Source organism: Rhizobium glycinendophyticum (assembly GCF_006443685.1).
GTDB classification, from domain to species: Bacteria; Pseudomonadota; Alphaproteobacteria; order Rhizobiales; family Rhizobiaceae; genus Allorhizobium; species Allorhizobium glycinendophyticum.
The window spans coordinates 476,251-500,980 of sequence record NZ_VFYP01000001.1 but is presented as its reverse complement, the minus strand read 5'-3'; the positions used below and the strand labels follow the sequence as shown (position 1 = coordinate 500,980).

Genomic DNA, 24,730 nt, shown 5'->3' with positions numbered 1-24,730 from the left:
TGACGTGCGCGTAAACGTCAAAATTTACATGGAGCCCGTTTTTCGCGTGAGTTCGGACCGCCACGCCTCCCCGCGCAGTCTGTCCGATCCGACTTGTGCGGAGCATTTCAGGCATAGCTGAACTTACCTGGGTTTGCGCATTTCTTAACCGGACTTAACGGCTTGTTTACCATGTTTCATGAAAGGTTGCGTTTGAAAGCCGATGATCCCAAGCCGATTCCCGTCACCTCACCCAGCACCTGGGCCAGGACGAGGGGATTGGACAGCCGGATCGGCGGCCTCGGACGCATCGGGGTGAGCACGTCCCTCCCCGCATCATGAAGCGAGCAGAACCATGAACGGATCTCGATCCCCCTCTCCGCGCCCCGGCAGCCCGTCCTCGCTGGATGCGCTGAGCCGCACCATCGAAGGGCTGGAAGCAAGGATCGAGGGCCTGATGAATCAATCGGGCGCAAGAGCGACCGCCGCAGCCGAGGCACCCGCCCGCCCGCTGCCGCGCAGCCGGCCCGAGGAATCGCCGCGACGTTCGGACCCGCTCGCCGAGATTCGCGAGCGCCAGAAGGCCCTTGAAGAAAGCCGCAGCCGCGGCGTCGACCGTGGCAGCCTCTACAGCCGTGGTGATGAGCAGCCCACGCGCGTACCCGTCGGGACCCCGCCGCTGGCCGAGCCTCGCCCCGGCTTCAGCACCCGCAGCGAAGCGCGAGCAAGCGTATCCCTTCCAGCCGCTACCGCTCCTAAAACCCGTGACATGGGCGAGCCGCTCAACGGCCTGCGCCAGGACTTGCGTCAGGACGTGACAGAAACAATCTCCCGCGAGATCGCCGGGCTGCGCAGCGAGATGCGCGCGATTCGCGCCATTGCCGAACAGCAGCGTCCGCAGGACGATTTGCGCGCCGATCTCGCACGCCTAGCCGACAGCATCCAACATCTCGATTCCGCCCATACTCCCGGGACGGATGGCTTGCGGCAGGACTTTAACGCTCTGCGCTCCCTCATGGACGGGCTTGCCCGCGAAGAGACCGTGCAGCGCATGGAACAACGCTGGAGCGATGTCGAGGTGCGCCTCGATGAGCTGGACACCAGCGCCATGCGCGATGAGATCATTCGGCTTGCCGATCGCCTTGACGACATCAAGGCCCAGCTCGGAAGCATGGGCGACAGCCGCACCATTCGGGCGCTCGAAGACAAGCTGATGACCGTCGCCAGCGCGCTTGAGCACATCGGCGCGCATATCGACCCGAACGAGCGCATGGTAATGGAGCAATTCGCCGGGCTCGACCTGCGCCTCGACGAAATCACCCGTGCCATTGCCGCCAATAGCCGCGCCAGCGGACCGGCAAATGATCCGGCCACGTTCCACCGGCTGGAAGATCGCCTGGTCGGGCTCGCTCGGCAGATCGAGACGCTTTCCGAGCGCCGCACACCCGAAACAGATGTCTCGCAGGAACTGGCCGAACGGCTGGAATTGCTGACCGTCCGCATCGAGCAGCTCTCCGCCGAACAGGGTGCGGTACGCCTTGAAGAACGACTGGACCAGCTGTCCTATATGCTGGAGCGGGGCCAGGCGTCTGTCCCGGCACCGGAATTGACCGGCTATCTCGCCGATATCTCGCGAAAGATCGATGCGCTCGACAGCGGCGCCGTCAACGATCGCCTGGCCGACCGCCTGGAGATTCTTGCGCGTCGCATTGAAGATCTGGATGCGCCGCATGCGGCCGCCGTGATCGACGACACCGCGCTTCGGAACCTTGAAGATCGGTTGAATGCCGTCGTCGACCGACTGGAGGAAACCAGTTCGAGCGTTCCAGGCTCCGAAAGCGCCAGCCTTCGCGGTCTCGAAGAGCAGATCGCCCATCTCTCCGCCCTGATCAGCCAGCCCTCCGCCGATCCGGAAGTGGCGGGCCGCATTTCGGCGCTGGAAGACTATGTTGCGACCAGCGACGAATATATCATCGAGGCAGCTCGCCAGGCGGCTGAAACGGTGATGGCAAACTTCACCCAGCGCAATCTCCTGAGCGGCGCGGCGCAGCCTGCCGATCTTTCGGCGCTGACGGCTCTTTCCGAGCACCTGAAGCAGCTTGAGGACTATTCGCGTCATTCCGAAGAGCGGACCCACCGCACCTTCGAAGCCCTTCACGATACGCTGGTACAGATCGCCGGCCGGCTGGACGAATTGCACGAATCCTCCCAGCGGCAGGATTCGGCACCGATGTTCGCTCAGGCTCCGATCGCCGCGGTACAGCCGTCACGTCCCGTCGAGCCGATGCCAGCCTCGGCGAGCGTGAAGCCGCCTGAAATGCCAGCTCCTGCCCCTAGCCACCCGGTGGATGAAGAACTTCTGGCGGCCGCAGACGATTTCGCCCAGACAATGACGGCCATGCCCGTCATCGATGCCGCCCGCGAAAAGAAGGCATCCAAGCCCAGCCTGCTCGCCGGGCTCGGCAAGAAGCTGATGCCGAGCAAGAAGGTTCCGAAGGCAGCTCTGGCCGCGAAGATGGAAGGCCGCGAGGTCATTGAGCCAGCCCCGTCCATCGACCCGGTCGACGTCCTGCCGCCGGACGAAGCCAATGAACTGCTGGAACCCGGTTCGGGCGCTCCCGACGTGCGCAAGATCCTCGAGCGCGTGCGCGCCAGCCAGCAAGCCTCCAAGTCCGCCGCTTCGGAAACCGAAACCGGTGACCGCACCGACTATATCGCCGCTGCCCGTCGCGCTGCACAGGCCGCTGCTATGGAAATGAACAAGACGCAAAAGGCGAGCCCCGCAGCCAAGGCGATCGCCGGCAAATCTGCCGGCAAGGCCAATGCAAAGGTGAAGATTGCCGCCGAACCTGGACAGTCGTCGCTGTTTGCCCGCTATCGCCGGCCGATCCTGATGGCCGTCGGCGCGATCCTGCTTGCCGCCATGGCCATGCCGCTGATCAACACGCTGACCAAGAGCGAAGCACCAGCCGTCGTTGAAGAAACAGCACCCGAAGAAAATACGCTCGCGACACCACCCGCGTCGACCAACCCCGACAGTGTAAGCCAGGTTGTGCCCGCCGCAGCGGATGATGACCAGCCGACGGCTGACGGCGCGACCGCCGTCGCAGACAGTGCCGGGCCACCAATCGCGGCACAGGCACCCGGCGATGCCGGACCGACGCTTACACCCCCGCCGGCCGAGCCCGTCACGGCTTCGGCTGCCGCTCCGGCAGTAGCACCGGTAAACGCGCTGATGGCACCGGTTGAAGCCGGTCCGGCCCAGACCCTCGACAACAGTGTAGCCCCGGTTGCCGCTGCGAACCCTGTTGCTGCGCAAGCGCCCGCTGCACCGGCCACCGTTGCCGCAGCCACCCCGCCGGCTCCGGCCGCCGAGATCGTCGTGCCGGCCGAGATCACGCCTCCATCGCTGTCGATCGCGGCCAAGGATGGCGATCCGCTGGCGCTCTTTGAAATTGGTGCGCGCTACACTGAGGGCCGCGGCGTGGCGAACAATTTTGCCGAGGCGGCAAAATGGTACAAGCTCTCAGCCGACAAGGGCTTTGCGCTTGCGCAATACCGTCTGGCAAACTTCCTGGAGAAGGGCACCGGTCTCGCACCAGACATCAAGGAGGCCAAGCGCTATTACGAGATGGCAGCGGCTTCCGGTAATGCCAGCGCCATGCACAACCTCGCCGTCATCTACGCCTCCGGCAAGGATGGCGCACAGGATTATGCTAAGGCGGTGGAATGGTTTGGGAAGGCCGCTGAACGCGGCGTCTCCGACAGCCAGTTCAACCTCGCCATTCTCTATGCGCGCGGCAATGGTGCTGCACCCGATCTCGTCCAGTCCTACAAGTGGTTCGCGATTGCAGCCAAGGGTGGCGACAAGGATGCTGCGCAGAAGCGTGACGAAGTCGCCAATGCGATGAAACCGGATCAGCTGGAGCGCGCCCGCTCCGAGGTTGATTTGTGGAAGGCAACCCCGCTCGACCCGGATGCCAACTCCGCCAATACGCCGGACGAATGGGCCGGCAAGGGGTTGAAGACCGCCAGCATCGACATGAAGAAGGCGATCCGAAACATCCAGGCGATCCTCAACAAGAACGGATTCGATGCGGGCAATCCGGATGGTGTCATGGGCGCCAAGACGGTGACTGCGATCAAGGCTTTCCAGAGTTCGATTGGCGAAGAGCCGAATGGTCAGGTCAGCGACAAGCTGGTCAAGGAACTGCTTGCCCGCAACAAGTGATCGCGTTGTCACAAAAGGCCTAAAATCCCTGCCTATGCAGGGATGCTGAATTGACTCGCGGGATATGCGGGCGCAAGAAGGAAATGCCGAGGGATCAAGTCCGATCAAGGACTTGGTCAATCTGAACTGATCCAAAAACAGGGGCCGAACAGGTCCGCACGAGATCCGCGCCTCAGGCGCGGATAATCGCATTTGAGGTCCTGACGTGACGATCTATCTGCCGATCGCCGAGTTGTCGGTCAATATCTTCATCATCCTCGGCATGGGTGCGGCTGTTGGCTTTCTCTCGGGCATGTTCGGGGTCGGCGGCGGCTTCCTGATCACGCCGCTCCTGATCTTCTACAATATCCCTCCCGTCGTTGCGGTTGCGACCGGCGCAAACCAGGTCGTCGCCTCGTCGGTGTCCGGCGCCATCACACATTTCCGCCGTGGCTCGCTCGACATGAAGCTTGGCACGGTGCTTTTGATCGGCGGTCTTGCCGGCGCCAGTGTCGGTGTCGGGATCTTCTCCTGGCTGCGCCGCCTCGGCCAGTTGGACCTGATTATCTCGCTGCTTTACGTCGTGTTTCTTGGCACGATCGGCGGGCTGATGCTGGCAGAAAGCCTGCGGGCGCTCAGGCGCGCAGCGCGCAACGAGACGGCACCGTTGAAGCGTCCCGGCCAGCACAACTGGGTGCATCGACTGCCCTTCAAGATGCGCTTCAAGAAATCGAAGATCTATCTGAGCGTGATCCCTATTCTGGCACTCGGCTTCGGCATCGGCATCCTGACCTCGATCATGGGTGTCGGCGGCGGCTTCATCATGGTGCCGGCGATGATCTATCTGCTTCGCATCCCGACCAATGTCGTTGTCGGGACCTCGCTGTTCCAGATCATCTTCACCACGGCCTATACGACGATCGTGCAGGCGGCGACGAACTATTCGGTCGATATCGTGCTTGCCTTCATCCTGATGGTCGCCGGCGTGATCGGCGCACAATATGGCGTCCGAGTCGGTCAGAAACTGCGCGGGGAGCAATTGCGCGCCCTGCTCGGCTTGCTGGTTCTGGCCGTTGGCGTTCGTCTTGCGATCGAACTTATCGTGCCGCCCGAAGACATCTATTCGATTGCGATCGGGGGCTGAGATGATCTTTCGCCTCCCGGCCATCGCCTCCGCGCTCTTGATCTCTCTGCTCTGCGCCCTCCCGGCTCACGCCCAGGATCCACTGGCGCTCGATTTTACCGGCAGGGAAAGCCTCGACATCGGCACCTCGACGAGCGAAATCGCGATCACCTCCGACTTTTCCGGCGCCGACCTCACCATTTTCGGGGCGCTCGCCAATACAGACCAGTTGCTGCTCGCCATCGGCCAATACGATGTGGTGGTGACGCTGGAAGGGCCGCGCGACTGGACGACGGTGCGGCGGAAAGAGCGGCTGTTCGGCATCTGGGTCAACCGGACGTCGATGACCTTCGAGCAGATGCCGATTTCCTATTCCTTGGCCAGCACCCGTCCGGTCGAGCAGATCTCGGCCGCGCGCGAGCTGACCTCCCGCAATATCGGTATCGACCATCTGGCGCTGACGCCGACCGGCTATATCACCACCGCCGCCAACCTCGCCGAGTTCCGGGACGCGTTCCGGCGCCTGAAGCAGAGCCAGGGGCTCTACCAGCGGGATACCAACGGCGTGCGCTTCGTCTCCTCGAGCCTGTTCAAGGCCACGCTGCGCCTGCCGGCCAACATTCCGGACGGGGTGCACATGGTGCATGCCTATCTGTTCAAGTCGGGCGAATTCATCGCGGAAAAGGAATTGCCGCTGCGCGTCATCAAGACGGGCCTCGAAGAAGCAATCACCGAAGCCGCCCATGAACAGCCGCTCGTCTACGGCCTATTTGCGGTGATGACAGCCCTGATCACGGGTTGGCTGGCGAGCCTGGTGTTCCGGAAGGATTGAGGACGGCTTCCTCCGCCATGCGCGCCTTTACCGCCAGATAGGCCGCCGTCAGGTCGGCAAGGACGTCACGGGCATCCGGATGGCGCGCTACGCCGAGATGGACGACCCGAAGCTCGGCCATGAAGTCGTCCCAGAGCGCTGGGCCACCCTGTTCCAGCAGTTCCGCTCGGATGGCCAGATCCTCGCTGACGGGCCGGTGCCGCCGCCCCCATGCGCCCATCATCGCCAATACGGGAACCAGCTGTATCGCCGCTTCCGTCAGCGAATAGACGCCCTTCTGTTTGTGCGTCGGATCGTCCCTGCGTGACAGAAGATCATGGGCCACCAGACGCTTCAGCCGGTCGGCTAGGATGTTCGAGGCAATGCCTTCTTCCGACTGCTGCAGCAATTCCCGAAAATGCCGTCGGTTTCCGAACATAACGTCGCGGATAACGATCAGGCTCCAGCGATCGCCGATCACCTCCAAGGTGAGATTGATGGGACAGCCCGAGCGCTGCATCGTCATCCAGTGGACTCCAAAACCGATTGCGTAATGCCATCAGTTGGGGTAGCAATCAACCAGTTGCAATATGCAATCGGATTGAGGAGGAAGTCATGCGGAAACTGGTGGGCTGGAACCTGATGTCGCTGGACGGGTATTTCGAGGGCGACACCCCCTGGGACCTTGCATTTCATCTTCTCGCCTGGGGCGCGGATCTGCGCAGCTATGCCCTGTCCCTCGGCGAGGAAACCGACTTCATCGTCTTCGGCCGCAAGACCTATGAAGGCATGGCAGCCCACTGGCCGGACACGACGGAAGAGCTCGATATCAAGGCCTATATGAATGCGAAGCCCAAGGGCGTCGCCAGCAGAACACTGCATGAGGCGACCTGGAACAACACGCGCGTGCTGGCGGATGCCGTTTCCGAGTTGCGGGCGATGAAGGTACAGTGCGGCAAAACCATCTTCGTCTTTGGCAGTGCGGAGCTGCAGCATATGCTTTTGGAGGCCGAACTGGTGGATGAGATCCGCGTCTGCGTCGCCCCCGTCCTGCTTGGAACGGGCAGCCCACTGTTCAAACACGGTCCTGAAAAGAGACTGACGCTGCTGGAAGCTCGACCGGTCGACACCGGCGCCGTGATCCTGCGTTACGCCGTCCGTTCAGACTGAGTGAGCCGGGCTCAGCCCAGCAGGTTGCCGAAACGTACGGAGTAGATCCGGTCGCGGCCAAGCAAGTGTGCGATCAGGTCCGTGCGGGTGAAGAGGCCGGTGAAGGCCTTGTGGCGCAGGTCCAGGCCGCCTGTCGTCACGCCGAAGGACGGCATGACGAGCCGATTACCATCGGTCGCAAAACACGGCCGGCGCACGGATTTTTCGCGACGCCGTACAGTGGCCGAGGGGTGAAGGTGACCGGCGACCTCACCCTTGCCGTGCGCCAGAGACGGTTCGTGCCGGAAGGTCAGACCGGCAAGCGCGATCTCGTCTACGGAGATGCCCGGTAAATCGGACGTGCCGTCGGGATCGTGGTTGCCGTTGATCCAGACGAGATCACGACCGCGCGCGATCGACTGGATCATCTCGCGATAGAGCGAGGGCATCAGAACCGAACCGACACGGTCGTGAAAATTGTCCCCCAGACTGATCACCGTCTTCGGCTGGTAGCGCGTGACGACAGCGTCGAGCAGCTGCAAGGTCGCCTGCGTATCATAGGGCGGCAGAAGCTGCCCACGGCGGGCGAAGGCCGCACCCTTTTCCAGATGCAGATCGGAGACGACGAGCGTGTCGAGATCCGGCAGATACAGGGCCCCGGTCAGATCGCAGACGGCCGCGACGCCGCAGAGCGCGATCTCGGTTGCCACCTCGGCCATCTCAGGCGGCGCCAGGCGCCTTGCGGTCAAGCTCGTCATGCTTTCGTCCTGCCGTTCCCGGCGTTTCATCATTCGGGTTGCCCCGATGTCAGGCCATGGCCTCGGCGATCAGGTCCTCGGCCGCCATGGACAGCACATGTTCCTGCGCCTCACCCGCCACCGTTTCCTTGCCGATTTCCAGCATGACTGGCACGGCAAGCGGCGAGATGTGGTCCAGCCGCTTGTGCAGGATGTGGCCCTTGATTCGCTCCAGCATATCGGCAAGTCGGGCGATGTCCAAAAGTCCCGCGGCGGCATCCTGTCGCGTCGCCTGCATCAGGATATGGTCCGGCTCGTGGCTGCGCAGCACGTCATAGATCAGATCAGCCGAGACCGTCACCTGGCGTCCGGACTTTTCCTTACCCGGATGACGCTTTTCGATCAGTCCGGCAATGACAGCACAGGTGCGGAAGGTGCGCTTCAGCATCCAGCTCTCGTCGAGCCAGGCTTCAAGGTCATCGCCCAGCATATCCTGGTCGAACAGGTCGGAGAGACTGAGCACGCCTCGGGCTATGCGCGAACCCATGTCTTCGAGAGCCCAGATGGCGAGCGCATAATCGGTTGCGACGAAGCCGAGTGGTTTTGCCCCCATGCGCTCCAGCCGCCGGGTCAGGAGCATGCCCAGCGTCTGGTGAGCCAGCCTGCCCTCGAAGGCATAGATGACCATGTAGAAGCGCTCGCCCCGCGGAAAGGTCTCGATCAGCAGGTCGCCCCGCTTCGGGAGCACGGATTTCTCCTCTTGCAGCGACAGCCAGTCACGCACCTGATCAGGCAGGCTCGTGCGGCGATCGGGATCATCCAACATGGCGCGGACCTGATCGGCGAGATAGGTCGAGAGCGGGAACTTGCCGCCTGCATAGGCGGGGATCTTCGGATCCTGCGAGAAGGCGTTCGAGACGAGACACTCGTTGTCCCTGATGCCTTCGAAGCGCAGCACCTTGCCGGAGAACAGGAAGGTATCGCCCTGCGTCAACTGTTCGAAGAAGTATTCCTCGACCTTGCCGAGCGTCATGCCGCCGCGACCGATCGAGCCCAGATGGTTGCGCTTGACGAGCCGGACATTCAGCATCGGCATTTCGACGATGGTGCCGAGGTTCAGGCGATACTGCTGCACCACCTGCGGGTTGGAGACACGCCAGAGGCCTTCCCTGGTTTTGCGAATGCGGGCGTAGCGTTCATAGGTCCTGAGCGCATAACCGCCGGTCGCGACGAAATCGACGATGCGGGCGAAGGTCTCGCGCGGGAGTTCCGCATAGGGCAGCGCGCTCACAACCTCGCCGTAGAGGTCCTCCTCATCGAAGGGGCCGGCACAGGCCATGCCGAGCACATGCTGGGCAAGCACGTCGAGCGAGCCCTCGCCCACCGGCGGCGTGTCCTGCGCGCCGAGATAATTGGCGTCGAGGGCCGCCTGGCACTCCATCACCTCGAAGCGGTTCGCCGGGACGAGAATGGCGCGGGACGGCTCATCCATGCGGTGATTGGCACGACCGATGCGCTGGGCAAGCCTTGATGCGCCCTTCGGTGCGCCGACGTGGACGACGAGATCGACATCACCCCAGTCGATGCCGAGATCGAGCGTCGAGGTGGCGACCACGGCGCGCAACTTGTTATCGGCCATCGCCGCTTCGACCTTGCGGCGCTGAGAGACATCGAGCGATCCGTGATGCAGTGCGATCGGCAGATTGTCGTCGTTGACCGTCCAGAGCTCCTGGAACAGCATTTCGGCCTGGGAGCGCGTGTTGACGAAGAGCAGCGTCGTCTGAAAATCCTTCAGGACATTGTAGACGTCCGGGATGGCATAACGGGCGGAATGGCCCGACCAGGGAATGCGCTCCTCGGTCTCCAGGATCGTGATATTGGGCCTTGCCCCGCCTTCGACAGTAATCAGGCCTGCTGCGGGCTGCGCCCCTTGAAGCTGGCCGACCAGCCAGCGGCGCAGGTCCATCGGTTGCGCAACCGTCGCCGAAAGACCAATGGTCTTCAACTCCGGAGCCAGGCGCCTGAGGCGGGCAAGGCCCAGCGACAGAAGATGGCCGCGCTTCGACGTCACCAGTGAATGCAACTCGTCGAAGATGACATAGCGCAGGTCCTTGAAGAACCTGGTGGCGTCGGAATGGGACAGAAGCAGCGCCAGCTGCTCCGGTGTGGTCAGCAGGATGTCGGGCGGGTTCAGCTTCTGACGCTGTCGCTTGCCAGCCGGTGTATCGCCGGTCCGGTTCTCGATGGTGATCGGCAGCCCCATCTCGGTGACGGGCTTCATCAGGTTCCGCTCGATATCGACGGCAAGCGCCTTGAGCGGCGAAATGTAGAGCGTGTGGATGCCCGTGAAGGTCTCGCCCGGTTTCTTAGGCCCGCGCTCGGTCAGGTCGGTCAAGGCTGGCAGGAAACCCGCAAGCGTCTTGCCCGCACCTGTCGGCGCTATCAGCAGCAGGCTCTCGCCCCCCCTCGCCCGCGCCAGCAGCTCCATCTGATGCGCGCGCGGGCGCCATCCTTTTTCGCCGAACCAGCGAAGGAAGGGGACAGGTAGTCGCGAGAGATCGGAATCAGATGTGTTCACTGCGCCAAGGTAGTGGACGGGAGCGGAAAGAGAAGAGGCATGCAGCCGACAGTCTATCTCGGTTCTGGCTTCTGGCTTTCGCGCAGGACCCATGCGGCCCAGAGGCCTGCGAACATGACGACTGTCGAGATGACTGCGGGCGCCAGATTACCACCGGCTGGGGTCGCCACGGCAAAATTATAGGCGGTGTGCCAAAGGGCGCATACGAGGATCGAGCGCTCAAAGCTTAGATAAAGCCAGGATAGAACGAAGGCGCCGAGCAGGAGCCCTATGGCCCAACCGAGGAGAGCGGGACCGATCATCTCCGCCATGTTGCGGTGAACGAAGAACAAGGGGAGATGCCAGACGAGCCAGAGCAGAGAGACCCAGAGGGTCGCCCTGAGCGCCGAACGTTCTGCCACCAGCCGCTCAAATGCATATCCCCGCCAGCCGACTTCTTCTCCAAACCCATTGAGCAGAAGGACGAGAATGATCGACATCAGCCATCCCGTGGTCGACGGTACACCAGGATAGTCGAAAAACGCGTTGACCGCCGGCCAGCCCTCACCTCTGGCATGGCCGACGAGGATCACAAAGGCGAGCAGCAAGAGCGGCAAAAGGATGAGCGCGAGCGCAAGCCAGGGGCGTCGCGGTATGCGCAGACCTCTGCCAAGCAGTTCCCGTAGGCCGGCCTTGCCGTCAAAGACTGCGGTAGAGATAATCGCTCCGACCAGCGGTCCGGCCAGTCCCGGAAGGTGCGACGCAGATGAACCCGGTTCGACCATCTGACCGGTGAAAAACATCCAGCCCCACCAACTCCAGGAGACGCCGAGCGTCACGCCGTAGAAGGTTGCGAGACGACGTTGGAGAGATGCCGGTTGCGAGCTGTCTGTGGCGGCCAAGAGTGTTACCTCAGCGCAATATACCGATCCGAGCGGTGATTGATCGCCAGAAACAGGTTCAGCACCACCGCCCCAATGACAGAATAAAGCACCACGCCCGGGCTGACCACGGCGAAGGCGAGGGCCATTACGCAGAGATCAAAGGCCAGTTGGACGAGGCCGGCGCGGATGCCGAAACGGTCCTGAATGTAGACGGCCAGGATACCGAGGCCGCCGAGGCTGGCGCGGTGGCGGTATAGCGCCAAGAGACCGAAGCCCAGCAACAAACCGCCCAGCACTGCGGCCCAGACAGGGGCAATGCTTTCGATCACCAGAAAGCGGCTCTCGATTTCGACCAGGAAGGAGGTGAGCCCGACAGCGATGAAGGTCTTGATGGTGAAATCAAGGCCGACGCGGCGGAAGGACAGGATGTAGAAGGGCAGGTTGAGCAGGAAGAAGAGCAGACCGAAGCTCCAGCCGCTCCAGTAATGCAGAACGAAAGCGAGGCCGGCCATGCCGCCGGTCAGGAGGCCGACCTTGGCGAGGAAATAAAGGCCAAGGGCGGCAATCAGGCTGCCGGCCACGAGTCCCTGAAGATCTTCCGCCGGACTGTGGCGGGTCGGGTTGGAGTTCCAGATGCCCAGCATGCTCGTCATTTGCGCCATCACATCTCTCCAGAAACCGGTGGCCTCCCGAGACGAAATAGTACGCGAGAATCGGCTATCCGCAAGAGCGATGGGTCAGGAAAGCTGACCTATCGAGCAAATCGCAACAAAGCTGCTCTCTAGGGCCGTCTCAACGCAAGAAACAGGATGCCGGAGACCGGTTTGCCGCCATCCATGCGAATGGTGGTTCGCCGCAGCAAGATCGGCTCGAAACCGGTTTGCGCCAAACGCACGCGGACATGGTCCTCGCTGTGGGCGTATCGCAGGCTGGGGGCAAGAACAAAGCCGTCGTCCTCGCCGGCGTCCTCGACCGAAAAGGCGAAAAGGCCGCCGGGCCTTGCAAGGGTTGCCGCAAGCGAAAAAGCGTTGCCGAGATCGCCAAGATACATGAGCACGTCTGCGGCGGAAACGAGGTCAGCCCGGGCACAGTGAAGCCCATCGCCGAAGAGGCCCGAGCCCGCGGCCTCCAGCGACAGATCAGCCTTGCCCAGAAGATCGTAGAGATGCTTCTCGCCGGCCTTGGCCAGCATGTTGACCGAGAGATCGAAACCCTCAAGCCTGTACGTGCGCTCCCGGATCTCGGCGCCGAAGAGGCCCGTGCCGCAACCGAGGTCGACGGTGGTCCCGAACCTATCCGGATGATGCTCCGCGACGAGCGCGGCAAGCTTTGCCGGAACCGTGTAATCGAGGCGCTCCACGAGAGCCTTGTCGAAACGGTCTGCGTAGTCATCAAACAGCGCTTCGACATAGGCGCTCGGCGGTCCATCGGGCACCGCCTCGGCGCCGAGCAGCGCCAGTTTCAGACGGGCGCCGAACAGGTCTTCAACATCCCGCTCCAGCACCTTGCGCAAGGCGACAACGGCCTTCTCCTTGGCACCGGCCTTTTCTGCATAGTCCGCGAGCCGCACGAGGCCCGCCGGCCAGTCCGGGGCCAGTTCCAGTGCCTGCTCCATCAGTTCGACGGCCGCCTCATGTTCGCCATTGTCGGCGAGCATGCGGGCATAATCTGCGCGGCGATCGGCGATGACGTCGCCGGACGAGAACTGCGTGGGGTGCATCGGCTAAGGTCCTCAACGCCTTTTCCAAAGCGGCCAAGGCGCGCGGTCTTGACCGATCGGCGGAAAAAACTCAAGTCCTATCGGCAAGACCAGAGCCGGCGACTTGCATGGAAAGGGCGGTTCGCCCATATCTTCGCCAACAAAAGGAGACAGGCATGGCGGACGGTATCAATCGATTTCTCGGCGACACACCCGGCAGAACGCTGGTCAAGCTGATCGTCGTTTCGCTGATCGTCGGCTTCGTCATGGCCGTCTTCGGGCTTGAGCCGATGGATTTGATCAACGGCATCCGCTATTTCATCATCGATCTCTGGCACACGGGCTTCGATGCGCTGGGCCGGGTGGGGCAATATTTCCTGATCGGTGCGACGGTGGTGATCCCTGCCTTCATTCTGCTGCGCCTGTTCGCTTCCCGGAACTGACCCCTGATGACAATCCCTTCCCTGCCGCGCAGGCGGCTGCTCCTGCTGTCTGCAGGCGGCTTTGCTGCCGTGATCGCCGGCTGCCGGACCACGGACGTTCTCACGCCCACCGACGGCCAGTCCCGGGTGGAGACGACGGCGGCCCTGTCCATGGTCAACACGCTCCGGCAATCGCGCGGCCTCTCTGCACTTAGCCGGAATGCGCAGGCGGAAGTCGCCGCCGTCGCCCAGGCGAAACGCATGGCGCGGGCGGGCCAGATGTCCCACCTGATCGGTTTCAACGACAGCTTCGCCGCGCGGATGAAGGGGCATGGCGTGCCCCTGCCCGCTGCCGAGAACATCGCGGCCGGCCAGGATACGGTCCAGCGCGCGGTGCAGGCCTGGATCGATTCGAAGCGCCACCTCGACAACATGCTGGGAAATTTTAACGGGCTCGGCGTCGCCGTCGCCTGGGATGCCTCTTCCGGTAACCGGCCTTATTGGGCCATGGTGCTGTCGGCCTGAGCGATTCTCCGCTCCGGTTCCCGCCGGAGCAACGCATGAATTCCTCCCCCTCCCCCATCCGGACATTCACAGTCACCAACCAATCCGTTCTTGCGATCGCCGTGCCCATGACGCTCGGCTTTGTCACCACACCCCTTTTGGGTCTGACAGACACTGCGGTGGTCGGACGTTCTGGGTCAGCCGAAGCCTTGGCAGGGCTTGCCATTGCGGCTGCGCTTTTCGACCTGCTTTTCGCCAGCCTCAACTTCTTGCGCGCCTCAACGACGGCACTCGTGGCGCAGGCGCAGGGGCGTGGTGAAACGGGCGAGCTCTTCGCTGTCTTCTGGCGATCGATCGCACTCTCGATCGTTTTCGGGCTGTTGATCCTGCTTGCGTCGCCCCTGATCATCCGTGGCGGCCCAGCCCTGATGGGCGCCACCGAAGACGTTCAGACGGCGGCGGCGACCTATATCGGCATCCGCATCCTGTCCGCGCCGGTGACGCTTGCCAACTTCACCCTGCTTGGCTTCGTGCTCGGGCGCGGGCTGGGGTCCATCGGACTGGCGCTGCAGATCCTGCTCAACGGCGTTAACATCGTCATGTCGATCCTGCTCGGCCTTACCTTCGGCTATGGCATAAGCGGCGTCGCCTGGGGCACGGTGATCGGCGAAACCGTCGCTATGTTGGCCGGCATCAGTTTCATCTTCTGGCGCTATAAATCAGCGGCCCTGCCCCGCCTCACGATGTTGACGGATGGTGCCAAACTGCTGGCGCTCTTCCGCCTCAACCGCGACATCCTTATTCGCACCTTCTCGCTGATCACGGCTTTCACGGTGATGACCCGCATCGGCTCCGGCTTTGGCGCGGTGACACTGGCTGCCAATGCGGTGCTGATGAACTTCTTCATGATCTCGAGTTTCTACCTCGACGGCATGGCGACTGCCGCCGAACAGATCGTCGGCGAGGCTGTCGGTGCACGTTATCGGCCGGCATTCACCAAGGCGGTGCAATTGACCGGGCTGTGGTCCTTCGGTCTGGCTGTTGCAAGCCTCGGCTTCTTCCTCGCCTTTGGCGACGCGATCATCGCCTTCATCACCACCGCCGGCGAAGTCAGGGCGCTTGCCGAAACCTACCTGCCCTATGCGGCGCTGACCGCGCTCACCGGCGCGCTTGCCTTCCAAATGGACGGCGTCTTCATCGGCGCCACCTGGTCGTCCGAGATGCGCAATATGATGATCCTCGCGCTTCTCGGCTACCTCGCGAGCGTCGCCATGCTCGTGCCGCTTCTCGGCAATCATGGGCTCTGGATGGCGCTCAACGTGTTCCTGGCGCTCCGCGGGCTGCTGCTCCTGTCGCGACTGAAAGCGAAGGCCGATCAGACCTTCGCGGAGAGCCAGTGATCGAGTCGCGTATCGCGCAAATCGCGGATGTTCGACACGCCTTCCCGATCGAGGAGCGCGGAAAGCCCCTTGACGATCCGGCCGGGAAGCGCCGGGCCTTCATAGACCATGCAGGAATAGAGCTGGACAAGATCCGCACCCGCCCGGATCTTCTCAAGTGCCGTTTCGGCCGATGACACACCCCCGACACCGATGATCGGAAGAGCGGAACCGACCCGGTTGCGCATGCGTGCCAGAACCGCAGTCGACTTGTCGAAGAGCGGCGCGCCGGACAAGCCGCCCGCCTCTCCGGCATGGGTGCGGTCGGTGAGGCCATCGCGTGACAGAGTGGTGTTGGAAACGATCAGACCGTCAAGATCATGGGCAAGCGCCACCTCGGCGATGTCGTCCAAACCTTCCTCGGCGAGATCGGGTGCGATCTTCAGGAAGACCGGCAGGCGTTTGCCAGCCCGGATCGCTTCTTCCGCGCGGGCGGCCAGCACGGCGGAAAGGAGCGCGTCCAGGCTCTCCTTGGCCTGCAGGTCTCGAAGACCCGGCGTATTGGGCGAGGAGATGTTGGCGGTGAAATAGCTCGCCACCGAATAGAAGCGGCGGATCCCGGCGACATAGTCGGCCACGCGGTCTGCCGCATCCTTGTTGGCGCCGATATTGACGCCGACGATGCCAGCGCGGTTGCCTCTCGCCGATAGCCGCGCGAGCGCTGCGTCGTGGCCTTCGTTGTTGAAGCCGAGGCGGTTTATCACGGCGCGATCGCGCTCCAACCGGAAGATGCGCGGCTTCGGATTGCCGGATTGGGCCTTGGGCGTCAGCGTGCCGACTTCGGCGAAACCGAAGCCGAGCGAGAGCAGCGCATCCGGCACTTCTGCATTCTTGTCATAGCCGGCGGCCATGCCGAGCGGATTGGCGAAACGAATGCCGGCAACAGTCTGGGCGAGGCGCGGATCGGCAGCGGTCCGGCAAGCGGGTACGAGGCCCGTCTTCAGCCCTGCGATCGACAGGCCATGGGCCGTCTCGGCATCGAAAAGGAAGAGGCCACGACGGCCGAGCGAGAAAAGATCGGGCATCGGTCAAGCCTCCTTCATGTCGGCGGGAAATACGTGGACGCCATCAGCCCCGAGCGGCAGCGGCTTTTCCCAGAGCACGGCATCGAGCGGCAGATCGGCGAACAGATGCGGGAAAAGATCGCCGCCGCGCGACGGTTCCCATTTCAAGGCCTCGCCAAAGACACCCGCATCCACCGCCACCAGCACAAGGTCCGCTTCGCCGGAAAAATGCAGCCGCGCCGTCTCCACGGCCTGTGACCCGGTGGAGAAATGGATGTAGCCGTCCTTCAGGTCGATCGGAGCGCCCCGGAAAACACCTTCTTGCCGGGCTTGTCGCCACAATTCCTGCGGCACGATCTTGTATATGGTTTTCACCACGGTCCGGCTCCTCTCTCGTTGATCAGGCGTCGGGCTGCGGTTTGCCGGAAACCGCGCCAAATGTCCACGCCGCAGGCCTGCGGTCCCGATCAAGAGGAGGTCACCATGCGTTTTTCCCAACCCGCAATTCTGCTGCTCGCGGTCACAAGTCTCGCTCCATTGCGGTTCGCCGCACCGGTCCTGGCTCAGGACGGTGTCGCCGACCGCTACACATTGGAAAAATCCGATAGCGGCTTCGTCCGGCTCGACCGCCAGACCGGAGCGGTTACGCTTTGCACCGAGGCTGAAGGCACTCTGACCTGCCGGATGGGCGCCGATGAACGTGCGGCCTACGATGCCGATCTCGCCCGACTGGAGAAGCGCGTGGAGGCACTGGAGCAGCAACTGGCGAGCGGACGCCCGGCCGCCAGCGCCCCCTTGCCGAGCGATGCGGAAATCGACCGATCGATCGGCATCATGGAACGCTTCATGCGCGCCTTCTTCAACCTGGTGCAAGAATTCCGGGGCGAAGAGAACAAGCCCGCGCCCGACAGAACCTGACGCGCATGGCACCGCGTGTGCCAATCGTCGCACAACCATTGTCTAGTGCCGCAGCAAGCGCTAAAAGATGAAGACGCGATCACGCGCAAATGACAACGCTCTTGGGAGGGGGCTTTGACATGGCTGCATCGACCTTCATCATCGCTGACGATCATCCGCTGTTTCGCGGCGCCCTGCGCCAGGCGGTCACGGGCATAGACGGAAACCAGACCATCATTGAGGCGGGCGATTTCGAGGCGGCGCGCAAGGCGGCCGCCAGTCATCCCGATGCCGATCTCATGCTGCTCGATCTTGCCATGCCGGGCGTCTCCGGCTTTTCCGGCCTGATGGCGCTTCGGGCCGAATTCGCCAGCCTGCCGCTGGTCATCGTGTCTGCGACCGACGATCCCGTCACCATCCGCCGCGCACTGGAGCTCGGCGCCTCCGGCTTCATCTCGAAATCGGCCGGGATCGAGGACATCCGGGCTGGAATCCAGTCGGTTCTGGAAGGCGATATCGCAACGCCCGCCAGTTATACCGGTGGGCAGGAGACCGACCCTGATGTCGCCGATCTGATCAACCGCCTGCGCACGCTCACGCCACAGCAGAGCCGCGTGCTCGGCATGCTGGGCGAAGGCCTGCTCAACAAGCAGATTGCCTATGAGCTGGGGGTATCCGAAGCGACGATCAAGGCCCATGTCTCGGCCATCCTCTTGAAGCTCAAGGTCGACAGCCGGACCCAGGCGGTCATCCAGCTCGGCAAGATCAACATGGCGATGGTGGCCTGATCAACCTCCATTGTTGAGGATTTTATTCCTTTTCGCTTTACTCGGCGTTTCCGCTCCAGTATGGTTCTGGCGACTGCCGGACAGGACCCATCCGACCTGCCGGTTAAAGGTGGGGCGCGAAAAATGCTTTCGCATGACAGCATATGGGCCGCGATTGACAGGCTGGCGGAGCAGCACGCGCTGACGCCTTCCGGTCTCGCACGCCGTGCTGGGCTCGACCCAACCTCGTTCAACAAGTCCAAGCGCGTCGGCGCCGACGGCCGCATGCGCTGGCCCTCCACCGAATCCATCTCCAAGGTGCTGGAGGCAACCGGCGCCAGCCTCGACCAGTTCATGCGCTACGTGTCGCCGGACAGCCTGCGCGGAAACCAGTTGCCGGAGGGATCTTTCCCGCCGCAGGCGAGCTCGATCCCCCTGCTCGGCATGGCCCAGGCGGGTGCGGGCGGGTTTTTCGACGACGGCGGATTTCCCGCCGGCCAGGGCTGGGATCTGGTCGAGTTTCCGGCAGCGCCCGGGCGCAACAACGGCGTCTATGCGCTCGAAGTTCAGGGCGAGAGCATGAAGCCGCTCTATCGCGACGGTGACATCCTGATCGTCGAGCCGGGTGCTCAGGTCAGGCGCGGCGACCGCGTCGTGGTCAAGACCCGCGAAGGCGAGGTGATGGCCAAGATCCTTGCCCGGCAGAGCGCCAAGACGATCGAGTTGCAGTCGCTCAATCCGGAGCATCCGCCGCGCAGTCTCGAGATGAGCGATGTGGAATGGGTGGCGCGGATCATCTGGGCCAGCCAGTAGGAATTGGAACCTATGCGACGGACCGTCACCATCATCCTGGGCGTGATCGGCCTTCTCATCTGGGGTTTTCTCGTGGTCACTGCGGGCCAGAGCTTCCGTGAGGATCCCGTTGATTACGACATGCAGGACCTCGACGTTCCCGACCCGGCAGAGCTTGACTTGCCGGATGTCAGTGCCGCGCCGCCGGCTGATGCCGGGACGTCGTCTCCAGATGCGGTCCTTGAGCCATCTCGTCGGGTCCGGGCCATCGAGCCGCAGCAATTCGCCTCACCGGCCTTTGCTGATGCCGAGAACCTGGAACGGATCGAGGCGCGGATGCCGCGTGCCGACCCGCCCAAGCGGGCCAGGGCCGCGGTTGTCCTCCTGCACCGGCCGACCAGTCTCCAGGCAGGCTTGATCAGCTTCGGCACGGCGCAGACCATCCGACTGCTCGATGTCACCCCCACGACGCTCGAACGCAGCTGTCCGGATTCCGGAGGCAGCCAGTGGGCTTGCGGGGTGATGGCCAGAACTCAGCAGCGTCTGTTCATCCGCAACCGTTCACTCGCCTGCGAAGCCGCCAGCACGGTGTGGACGGGCGAGATCCGCACGCGCTGCTGGATCGGCCTGCAGGACGTCTCTGCCTGGCTTGCCAAACAGGGATGGGCGGAGGCAGAGCCGACCTCCTCTCTTGCCTCCCTCACCGAAATCGCCCGCGCCGAAAGACGCGGGCTTTTTGGTGATGCCGTACGCTAGCACCAACCCATTCCACTGTGCTGCACCGCGTCCCTCCGAGCCGCGCCTTTGCCGTCCTAGGCCGAAAGGCTGCGGCATTGCTTGAAACGGGTCGTCATGCTCCCTACTCTTTCGCCAGCCAACAGGAACAAAAGACAGATGAACAACCACGTTTCCCCGCAAGAAGCCCTGATCTTCGTCATGGTGATGGCGTCTGCGGTCGACAATGCCATGGCCGAAACCGAACTCACGCGTATCGGCCAGCTGATCGACATCCTTCCCGTCTTCGATGACTTCGAGAAGGACCAGTTGATCGAGGTCTCGCAGCGCTGCGCGAAGCTTCTTTCGGGGCCGGAAGGTCTTGATATTGCGCTGGAGACGATCCGCGACGCGCTGCCGGAATGGCTGCGGGAAACGGCCTATGCGCTGGCAGTGGAAATCATTGCCGTCGACCTGTCGGTCAAGCCGGAAGAACTGCGCCTGCTGCAATTGTTGCGCGACCGCTTCGACCTAGACAAGCTTACTTGCGCGGCCCTGGAGCGCAGTGCCTCTGCCCGCTATCGGCGGGCCTGACGGGGCTCGGCCGGAGTCCAAGCTCAATAAAGGCCGGCCGGGAAATACCGTAGGTAGATTTCTTCCAGCCGCCCGTTCTTCGACAGAGCGGCCAGCGTACTTTCAAGCGCTGCAGCAAGGCTGTCGTCCTTGCCTGCGACCATGATGGTCATGCCTTCACCCAGATGGCTTTCCGAAAGATAGGCACCGTCGAGGAAGGCACAGCAATTGCCAGCGGCCGAGCTCTGCATCCAGAAGGAGAGTTGCAGCGCGTCGGCGAAAACCGCATCGATCCGCTTGTCTCTCAGTGCCTCCATCAGCGTGTCCCGATCCTTGAACGGAACAGCGCGGATGTCGGGGAAGAAGGTCTTCAACATCGCCGCATGGGCTGTATCTTCAACGACTCCGACAGGGCGACCGAAGAGATCTTGCGCACCGGTCCCGGCAGGATGCTGTTTTCGGTCGACGAGGAAGCGGGCAGGCAAAAGCAGGTAAGGACGCGTAAACCGGAACCGCTTACGCAACTCAGGCGTCACCGCAACGCCCGCAAGGACTGCCTCGCCTTGCCCCGCGTCCAGGGCATCGGCGAGTTGCTCGTAAGGCAGCGCCTGGATCTGGCAGCGCGCCTGCATCGCCAGCTCTTCGCAAAGCGCGCGGGCAAGATCGACATGGAAGCCGGACAGACGGTCGGCCTGGTCAATGAAATTGAAGGGCGGAAAATCCGTGGTTGTCAGGAAGCGCAGACGCAGCATGCCGTTCACATCCGGACGCACAAGCCTTTCACGCGCATCGAAGAGCACGGGCAGATCTGCCGGCTGAGCCTGAGCCTGGCCGACCTGCAGGACGAGGACAAGGGACAGCAACGCCAGCCCCTGGCACAACCCTTTAAAATCTAGGGATGTAACTTTTACGCGCATCTCTATCATCATCAACCGGGTGAGTGGGGGCGTCGTCGTGATCCGGTGACGTGTATCAGTTTGGTGTGGACGAGGGAATACGGCCCGCGGCTCGTCGCCGTGCGCAATGCTTCTGCATCACATGAGAACGGGTCAGGCGAAAGCCAGCCGGCCGGTTTGGAACGTCCCCTATCGAACCTTGAGGCCGAGGCGCGGCTTCTCCATTCTCTCGGCATATCCAAACCGCTCCTCGCGCGCATGATCAGGCGCGCTCTAGAGACCGGGACGACCATTGAGGAAGAGCTGCTGAAGAGCGGCGATGTGGAGGAAGACGCCTACTTCGCCGGTCTGGCGCGCATGTATGGCCTGTCCTTCCTGGCCGAAATTTCACCTGACCTCGTGGTCGACCATCGGGCGATCGACAGTCAGCTGACCGAACCGCGCCTGTTGCGACTCTATTATCCCGATCGGCCGCCGGTCATGGCCATCGTGCCCTGCATCACGTCAATGGAAAGCATGCGCGCGCGTTTGCAGCGAAGCGACCGTTTTGCAGAGGAGATGGTAATCACCACGCCGACTGCCCTTCGGCGCGCCGTATGGCAGGTCGGGCAGGACCGACGTGCGAGATTGGCGGTGCACCAGCTATTTGACACGGCCCGGCCGAATTCCGCCCGGCTGGTGGTGACCGGCGACCAGGGCTTTGTTGCAGGCCTCTTTCTCTGCGTCGTGAGCCTTTCGGCCATGCTCGCGCCCCTCCTGTGTCTCGCCATCATTCACATGCTGTTGTCCGTCTTCCATCTTGGCGGGCTCTTCCTCCGGCTGATGGTGGTGGCCTATGGCCGAAAGAACCCGCCGCGCCGGGCTGTGCTGGAGGCGGAGACGGGGCGGCTTCCGGTCTACACCGTGATGGTGGCGATCTACAGGGAGGCGGCTGTCGTGCCGCAATTGCTGGCAGCCCTTAATACGTTGGACTGGCCGAAGAGCCGGCTCGACATCAAGCTCGTCTGCGAGGCGGATGATGAAGAGACCTTGGCCGCCATTCGTGCCGCCAAGCCCGGGCCGCATATCGAGGTTGTCGAGGTTCCGGCGCTGGCGCCGCGGACGAAACCGAAGGCGCTCACCTATGCGCTTGCGGGTGCGCGCGGCGAATTCCTCACCATCTACGACGCAGAGGACCGCCCGCATCCGCAGCAACTGCGCGAAGCCTATCACGCCTTTCGCTTAGGCCCGCCGGAACTCGCCTGCCTGCAGGCGCCGCTGGTGATCGCCAATGCCGGCGAAAGCTGGATCAGCGCCATCTTCGCGCTCGAATATTCCGCCCTGTTTCGCCGTCTTCTGCCGGCGCTCGGCTTTCATCGCATGCCGTTGCCGCTCGGGGGAACGTCCAATCATTTCCGCACCCGGGTGTTGATCGACAGCGGCGGCTGGGATCCGTTCAACGTGACGGAGGATGCCGATCTCGGCATGCGACTTCATCGTATGGGCTATCACGCTTCGACCATCACCTTACCCACACTGGAAGACGCTCCCGTTTCATTCAAAGTGTGGCTCGGACAGCGAACCCGCTGGTACAAGGGCTGGCTGCAAACCTGGCTGGTGCTGATGCGCCATCCGCTTCGCACAGGCCGGGACATGGGCTGGCTTTCCTTTCTGGTCTTTCAACTGCTTGTCGGCGGCATGCTGGTCGCGGCACTCAGCCATCCCGGCATGCTGATCTTTGTGACCCTCTCGATCCTGTCCCTCTTGAAGATCCCCGCCCCTCAGCCCGGCCTGTTCACCTCGATGATGCTCGGCATCGACATCGTCAACATCATCGGCAGCTACACGGTCTTCTTCGCGCTCGGCGCCACACCGATGACGGACCGCGAGAAGCAGGGCATGGGGTGGAAATGGCTGATGATCCCGGTTTACTGGATGTCCGTCTCTCTGGCCGCCTGGAAAGCCGTGGTGGAGCTGCGTCTGCGCCCCTTCTACTGGAACAAGACGCCCCACAGCCCCAGCCGCTTGGCGATGGATCAGCGCAAGAAGGCGGCGGCGCGCAGCGTGTCCTCGCCGGAGAGTTCGTGACCGGCGTCGACATCCTCCAGCGTCACTTTGGCCCCAAGCGCCTGCAGACCGTCTGCAAGGCGAACTGAGCGCGCATGGTAAGGGTCTTCGCTTCCAGCAAGGATCAGGATATCACTTCCCCGAAGGTCTGTCTCTGGCCAGGGATCCAGCACCGGCACCGGGCGGATCAGGACGGCTCGGCGCACGAGACCCGGATGCAGCAGCATTGCCGCAGCCAGGAGATTGGCCCCGTTCGAATAACCGAGATAGGCCGTCTCTTGCGCCGCCAGCCCATAAGCCTCAACCGCCTGCTCGACAAAGGCCGCGAAGGCGTCCGCTTCCGCACGGATGTCTGCCTGGTCGAACTCAAGTGGCCCGAAGCGGCGGAAGAAGCGCGCGACACCCTCTTCCGTTGCGCGACCGCGCAACCCGATCAGGGTGGCTGCCGGCCGGATCTTGCGGCCGAGCGGCAGGAGGCTCGCTTCGTTACCCCCTGTCCCGTGCAACAGCATCAGGGTTGAGCCATCCGGGGCGTCAGTCTCGTGGATTCGATAGACGAAAGGCAGGTCGCGATAGAGGATGCGCGGCTCGCCGGGTAAACCGAACTGCGGCAGCATGGGCACGATATCCTCGCGGCGCAGGCGAAAATGATCGGGAATGAAGAGGGTGGTTCCGAGCACCTCCAGGGGTTCATCAATGGAAAAGCCCTGACCATCATCCGTCGCCAGTTCGATCAGGCCTCCGGCCGGCTCGCGGACATATAGCGAATAGAAATACTTGCGGTCATGCACGTTGACCGCATCGATCCCCTCGCTCGCCAGCGACGCGACCTCGGCATCCACGGCGGCGACATCGGGCAGGCGCAGTGCCACGTGATCGATGGCGCCGGTGCCAGGTGCTGCCGGCCAGAAACCGGTCGCGTCCCTAATATCGAGGATCTGGCCGCTCTGCGATATCATGCGGGTGATGCTGCCGGCCGTTTCCACAGGCACAAACCCGCCATGGCGCGCCAGAAAACCTGTCGTTTCGGTCGTATGCTCGGACAGAAGCGTCGCCCCGCGCAGGGCGATGATCGCGTCGTCAGTCTCGATGCCACGTGCGTTCCAGGGCGTGCCGCCCTTGACCGCCTCGGTCCCCACAAGCTTGACGATGATACCATCGGGATCTTTCAGCCGCAGCACCGGCTCGCCGAACTCCATCGCCGGACCTTCGGTTCCAATTCCCGATTGCAGCGCCCGGGTCAGCCAAAAGCCGAACGCCTGAGGGCGAATGGCAAAGGCGATCTCGCTTGCCGCACCGTGACCAACGCGGCCCGGAGAGCCGTCCTCCCAAGCAAGAAATGACACGAGCGAGCCGGGGCTTGCCACCGCATCCCCATAGAAGAGATGCAGCTGTGCCGCATCCTCGAAGCCGCCGGTGCGCTTGACGAGGCGCAACCCCAAGAAGCCGCAGTAGAAGTCGACATTGGCCTGGATCTTGCGGGTTATTGCCGTGATGTGGTGCAGGCCGCTGGTCATGGTCGTCTCC

The 24,730-nt window shown here is 62.9% G+C and carries 23 protein-coding genes; 13 read left to right on the top strand and 10 right to left on the bottom strand.

Annotated features, from left to right (window positions below; genetic code table 11):
* The first annotated feature begins 334 nt into the window (after positions 1 to 334).
* The 3 genes from FJQ55_RS02450 (at position 335) to FJQ55_RS02440 (ending at position 6,144) form a co-directional block, all read left to right on the top strand.
* The gene (locus FJQ55_RS02450) at positions 335 to 4,210 is read left to right on the top strand and encodes a peptidoglycan-binding protein (protein ID WP_140826136.1); all 3,876 of its coding nucleotides are present in this window, start codon (positions 335 to 337) and stop codon (positions 4,208 to 4,210) included.
* Between the two features lie 205 nt (positions 4,211 to 4,415).
* Positions 4,416 to 5,333, top strand: coding sequence for a sulfite exporter TauE/SafE family protein (locus tag FJQ55_RS02445; RefSeq protein WP_140826135.1), 918 nt, complete (start codon positions 4,416 to 4,418; stop codon positions 5,331 to 5,333).
* 1 nt (position 5,334) lies between these two features.
* On the top strand, positions 5,335 to 6,144 hold the full coding sequence (locus FJQ55_RS02440; protein ID WP_140826134.1) for a TIGR02186 family protein: 810 nt from the start codon (positions 5,335 to 5,337) through the stop codon (positions 6,142 to 6,144).
* Here FJQ55_RS02440 and FJQ55_RS02435 read toward each other — a convergent pair.
* On the bottom strand, positions 6,104 to 6,649 hold the full coding sequence (locus tag FJQ55_RS02435) for a winged helix-turn-helix transcriptional regulator (RefSeq protein ID WP_140826133.1): 546 nt from the start codon (positions 6,647 to 6,649) through the stop codon (positions 6,104 to 6,106). The two genes, FJQ55_RS02440 and FJQ55_RS02435, sit on opposite strands and share 41 nt — an antisense overlap.
* A gap of 89 nt (positions 6,650 to 6,738) precedes the next feature.
* Between FJQ55_RS02435 and FJQ55_RS02430 the strand changes: the two genes are divergently transcribed.
* On the top strand, positions 6,739 to 7,293 hold the full coding sequence (locus FJQ55_RS02430) for a dihydrofolate reductase family protein (protein ID WP_140826132.1): 555 nt from the start codon (positions 6,739 to 6,741) through the stop codon (positions 7,291 to 7,293).
* 11 nt (positions 7,294 to 7,304) lie between these two features.
* Here the strand turns inward: FJQ55_RS02430 and pdeM are convergent, their stop codons facing one another.
* The 5 genes from pdeM to FJQ55_RS02405 form a co-directional block, all read right to left on the bottom strand.
* The gene (gene pdeM / locus FJQ55_RS02425; RefSeq protein ID WP_246085116.1) at positions 7,305 to 7,991 is read right to left on the bottom strand and encodes a ligase-associated DNA damage response endonuclease PdeM; all 687 of its coding nucleotides are present in this window, start codon (positions 7,989 to 7,991) and stop codon (positions 7,305 to 7,307) included.
* Positions 7,992 to 8,079: 88 nt separating this feature from the next.
* The gene (locus FJQ55_RS02420) at positions 8,080 to 10,587 is read right to left on the bottom strand and encodes a ligase-associated DNA damage response DEXH box helicase (RefSeq protein ID WP_140826130.1); all 2,508 of its coding nucleotides are present in this window, start codon (positions 10,585 to 10,587) and stop codon (positions 8,080 to 8,082) included.
* 53 nt (positions 10,588 to 10,640) lie between these two features.
* Positions 10,641 to 11,468, bottom strand: a complete 828-nt coding sequence (locus FJQ55_RS02415; protein ID WP_140826129.1) for a CPBP family intramembrane glutamic endopeptidase — start codon at positions 11,466 to 11,468, stop codon at positions 10,641 to 10,643.
* Between the two features lie 5 nt (positions 11,469 to 11,473).
* Positions 11,474 to 12,112 carry a DUF6198 family protein gene (locus FJQ55_RS02410; RefSeq protein ID WP_140826128.1) on the bottom strand — a complete coding sequence of 213 codons (639 nt, stop codon included), beginning with the start codon at positions 12,110 to 12,112 and terminating at the stop codon, positions 11,474 to 11,476.
* Positions 12,113 to 12,231: 119 nt separating this feature from the next.
* The gene (locus FJQ55_RS02405) at positions 12,232 to 13,170 is read right to left on the bottom strand and encodes a class I SAM-dependent methyltransferase (protein ID WP_140826127.1); all 939 of its coding nucleotides are present in this window, start codon (positions 13,168 to 13,170) and stop codon (positions 12,232 to 12,234) included.
* A 155-nt stretch (positions 13,171 to 13,325) separates the two neighbouring features.
* Here FJQ55_RS02405 and FJQ55_RS02400 point away from each other — a divergent pair, with 155 nt between their 5' ends.
* From FJQ55_RS02400 to FJQ55_RS02390, 3 genes are read left to right on the top strand one after another with little or no spacing between them, the layout of a single operon-like run.
* Positions 13,326 to 13,592 (top strand): DUF6460 domain-containing protein, encoded by a 267-nt coding sequence (locus tag FJQ55_RS02400; RefSeq protein WP_140826126.1) that lies wholly within the window; start codon positions 13,326 to 13,328, stop codon positions 13,590 to 13,592.
* A gap of 6 nt (positions 13,593 to 13,598) precedes the next feature.
* Positions 13,599 to 14,096, top strand: a complete 498-nt coding sequence (locus FJQ55_RS02395; RefSeq protein WP_140826125.1) for a CAP domain-containing protein — start codon at positions 13,599 to 13,601, stop codon at positions 14,094 to 14,096.
* Between the two features lie 35 nt (positions 14,097 to 14,131).
* Positions 14,132 to 15,475: an MATE family efflux transporter gene (locus FJQ55_RS02390; RefSeq protein ID WP_140826124.1), complete on the top strand. Its 1,344-nt coding sequence runs from the start codon at positions 14,132 to 14,134 to the stop codon at positions 15,473 to 15,475.
* Here the strand turns inward: FJQ55_RS02390 and FJQ55_RS02385 are convergent.
* Both FJQ55_RS02385 and FJQ55_RS02380 read right to left on the bottom strand, forming a co-directional pair.
* The gene (locus tag FJQ55_RS02385; protein WP_140826123.1) at positions 15,451 to 16,539 is read right to left on the bottom strand and encodes a quinone-dependent dihydroorotate dehydrogenase; all 1,089 of its coding nucleotides are present in this window, start codon (positions 16,537 to 16,539) and stop codon (positions 15,451 to 15,453) included. The two genes, FJQ55_RS02390 and FJQ55_RS02385, sit on opposite strands and share 25 nt — an antisense overlap.
* Before the next feature lie 3 nt (positions 16,540 to 16,542).
* The gene (locus FJQ55_RS02380; RefSeq protein ID WP_140826122.1) at positions 16,543 to 16,896 is read right to left on the bottom strand and encodes a DUF952 domain-containing protein; all 354 of its coding nucleotides are present in this window, start codon (positions 16,894 to 16,896) and stop codon (positions 16,543 to 16,545) included.
* A 105-nt stretch (positions 16,897 to 17,001) separates the two neighbouring features.
* Between FJQ55_RS02380 and FJQ55_RS02375 the strand changes: the two genes are divergently transcribed.
* The 5 genes from FJQ55_RS02375 to FJQ55_RS02355 all read left to right on the top strand — a co-directional run bounded on the left by FJQ55_RS02375 (position 17,002) and on the right by FJQ55_RS02355 (position 20,282).
* Complete coding sequence (locus tag FJQ55_RS02375) at positions 17,002 to 17,436, top strand: hypothetical protein (protein WP_140826121.1); 435 nt, start codon at positions 17,002 to 17,004, stop codon at positions 17,434 to 17,436.
* A 119-nt stretch (positions 17,437 to 17,555) separates the two neighbouring features.
* Positions 17,556 to 18,203: a response regulator gene (locus FJQ55_RS02370; protein WP_062276586.1), complete on the top strand. Its 648-nt coding sequence runs from the start codon at positions 17,556 to 17,558 to the stop codon at positions 18,201 to 18,203.
* 123 nt (positions 18,204 to 18,326) lie between these two features.
* Positions 18,327 to 18,995, top strand: a complete 669-nt coding sequence (locus tag FJQ55_RS02365; protein ID WP_140826120.1) for a S24 family peptidase — start codon at positions 18,327 to 18,329, stop codon at positions 18,993 to 18,995.
* Positions 18,996 to 19,007: 12 nt separating this feature from the next.
* Positions 19,008 to 19,730, top strand: a complete 723-nt coding sequence (locus tag FJQ55_RS02360) for a thermonuclease family protein (RefSeq protein WP_140826119.1) — start codon at positions 19,008 to 19,010, stop codon at positions 19,728 to 19,730.
* A gap of 138 nt (positions 19,731 to 19,868) precedes the next feature.
* A complete protein-coding gene (locus FJQ55_RS02355) occupies positions 19,869 to 20,282 on the top strand; it encodes a tellurite resistance TerB family protein (protein ID WP_140826118.1) in 414 nt (137 codons plus the stop codon).
* Positions 20,283 to 20,305: 23 nt separating this feature from the next.
* Here the strand turns inward: FJQ55_RS02355 and FJQ55_RS02350 are convergent, their stop codons facing one another.
* Positions 20,306 to 21,178 carry a transporter substrate-binding domain-containing protein gene (locus FJQ55_RS02350; protein ID WP_140826117.1) on the bottom strand — a complete coding sequence of 291 codons (873 nt, stop codon included), beginning with the start codon at positions 21,176 to 21,178 and terminating at the stop codon, positions 20,306 to 20,308.
* 156 nt (positions 21,179 to 21,334) lie between these two features.
* Here FJQ55_RS02350 and FJQ55_RS02345 point away from each other — a divergent pair, with 156 nt between their 5' ends.
* Entirely contained in the window at positions 21,335 to 23,224 is a 1,890-nt protein-coding gene (locus tag FJQ55_RS02345) for a glycosyltransferase family 2 protein (RefSeq protein ID WP_246085002.1), read from the top strand.
* Here the strand turns inward: FJQ55_RS02345 and FJQ55_RS02340 are convergent.
* A complete protein-coding gene (locus tag FJQ55_RS02340) occupies positions 23,173 to 24,720 on the bottom strand; it encodes a VOC family protein (protein WP_140826116.1) in 1,548 nt (515 codons plus the stop codon). The genes FJQ55_RS02345 and FJQ55_RS02340 overlap by 52 nt on opposite strands.
* Positions 24,721 to 24,730: the final 10 nt, after the last annotated feature.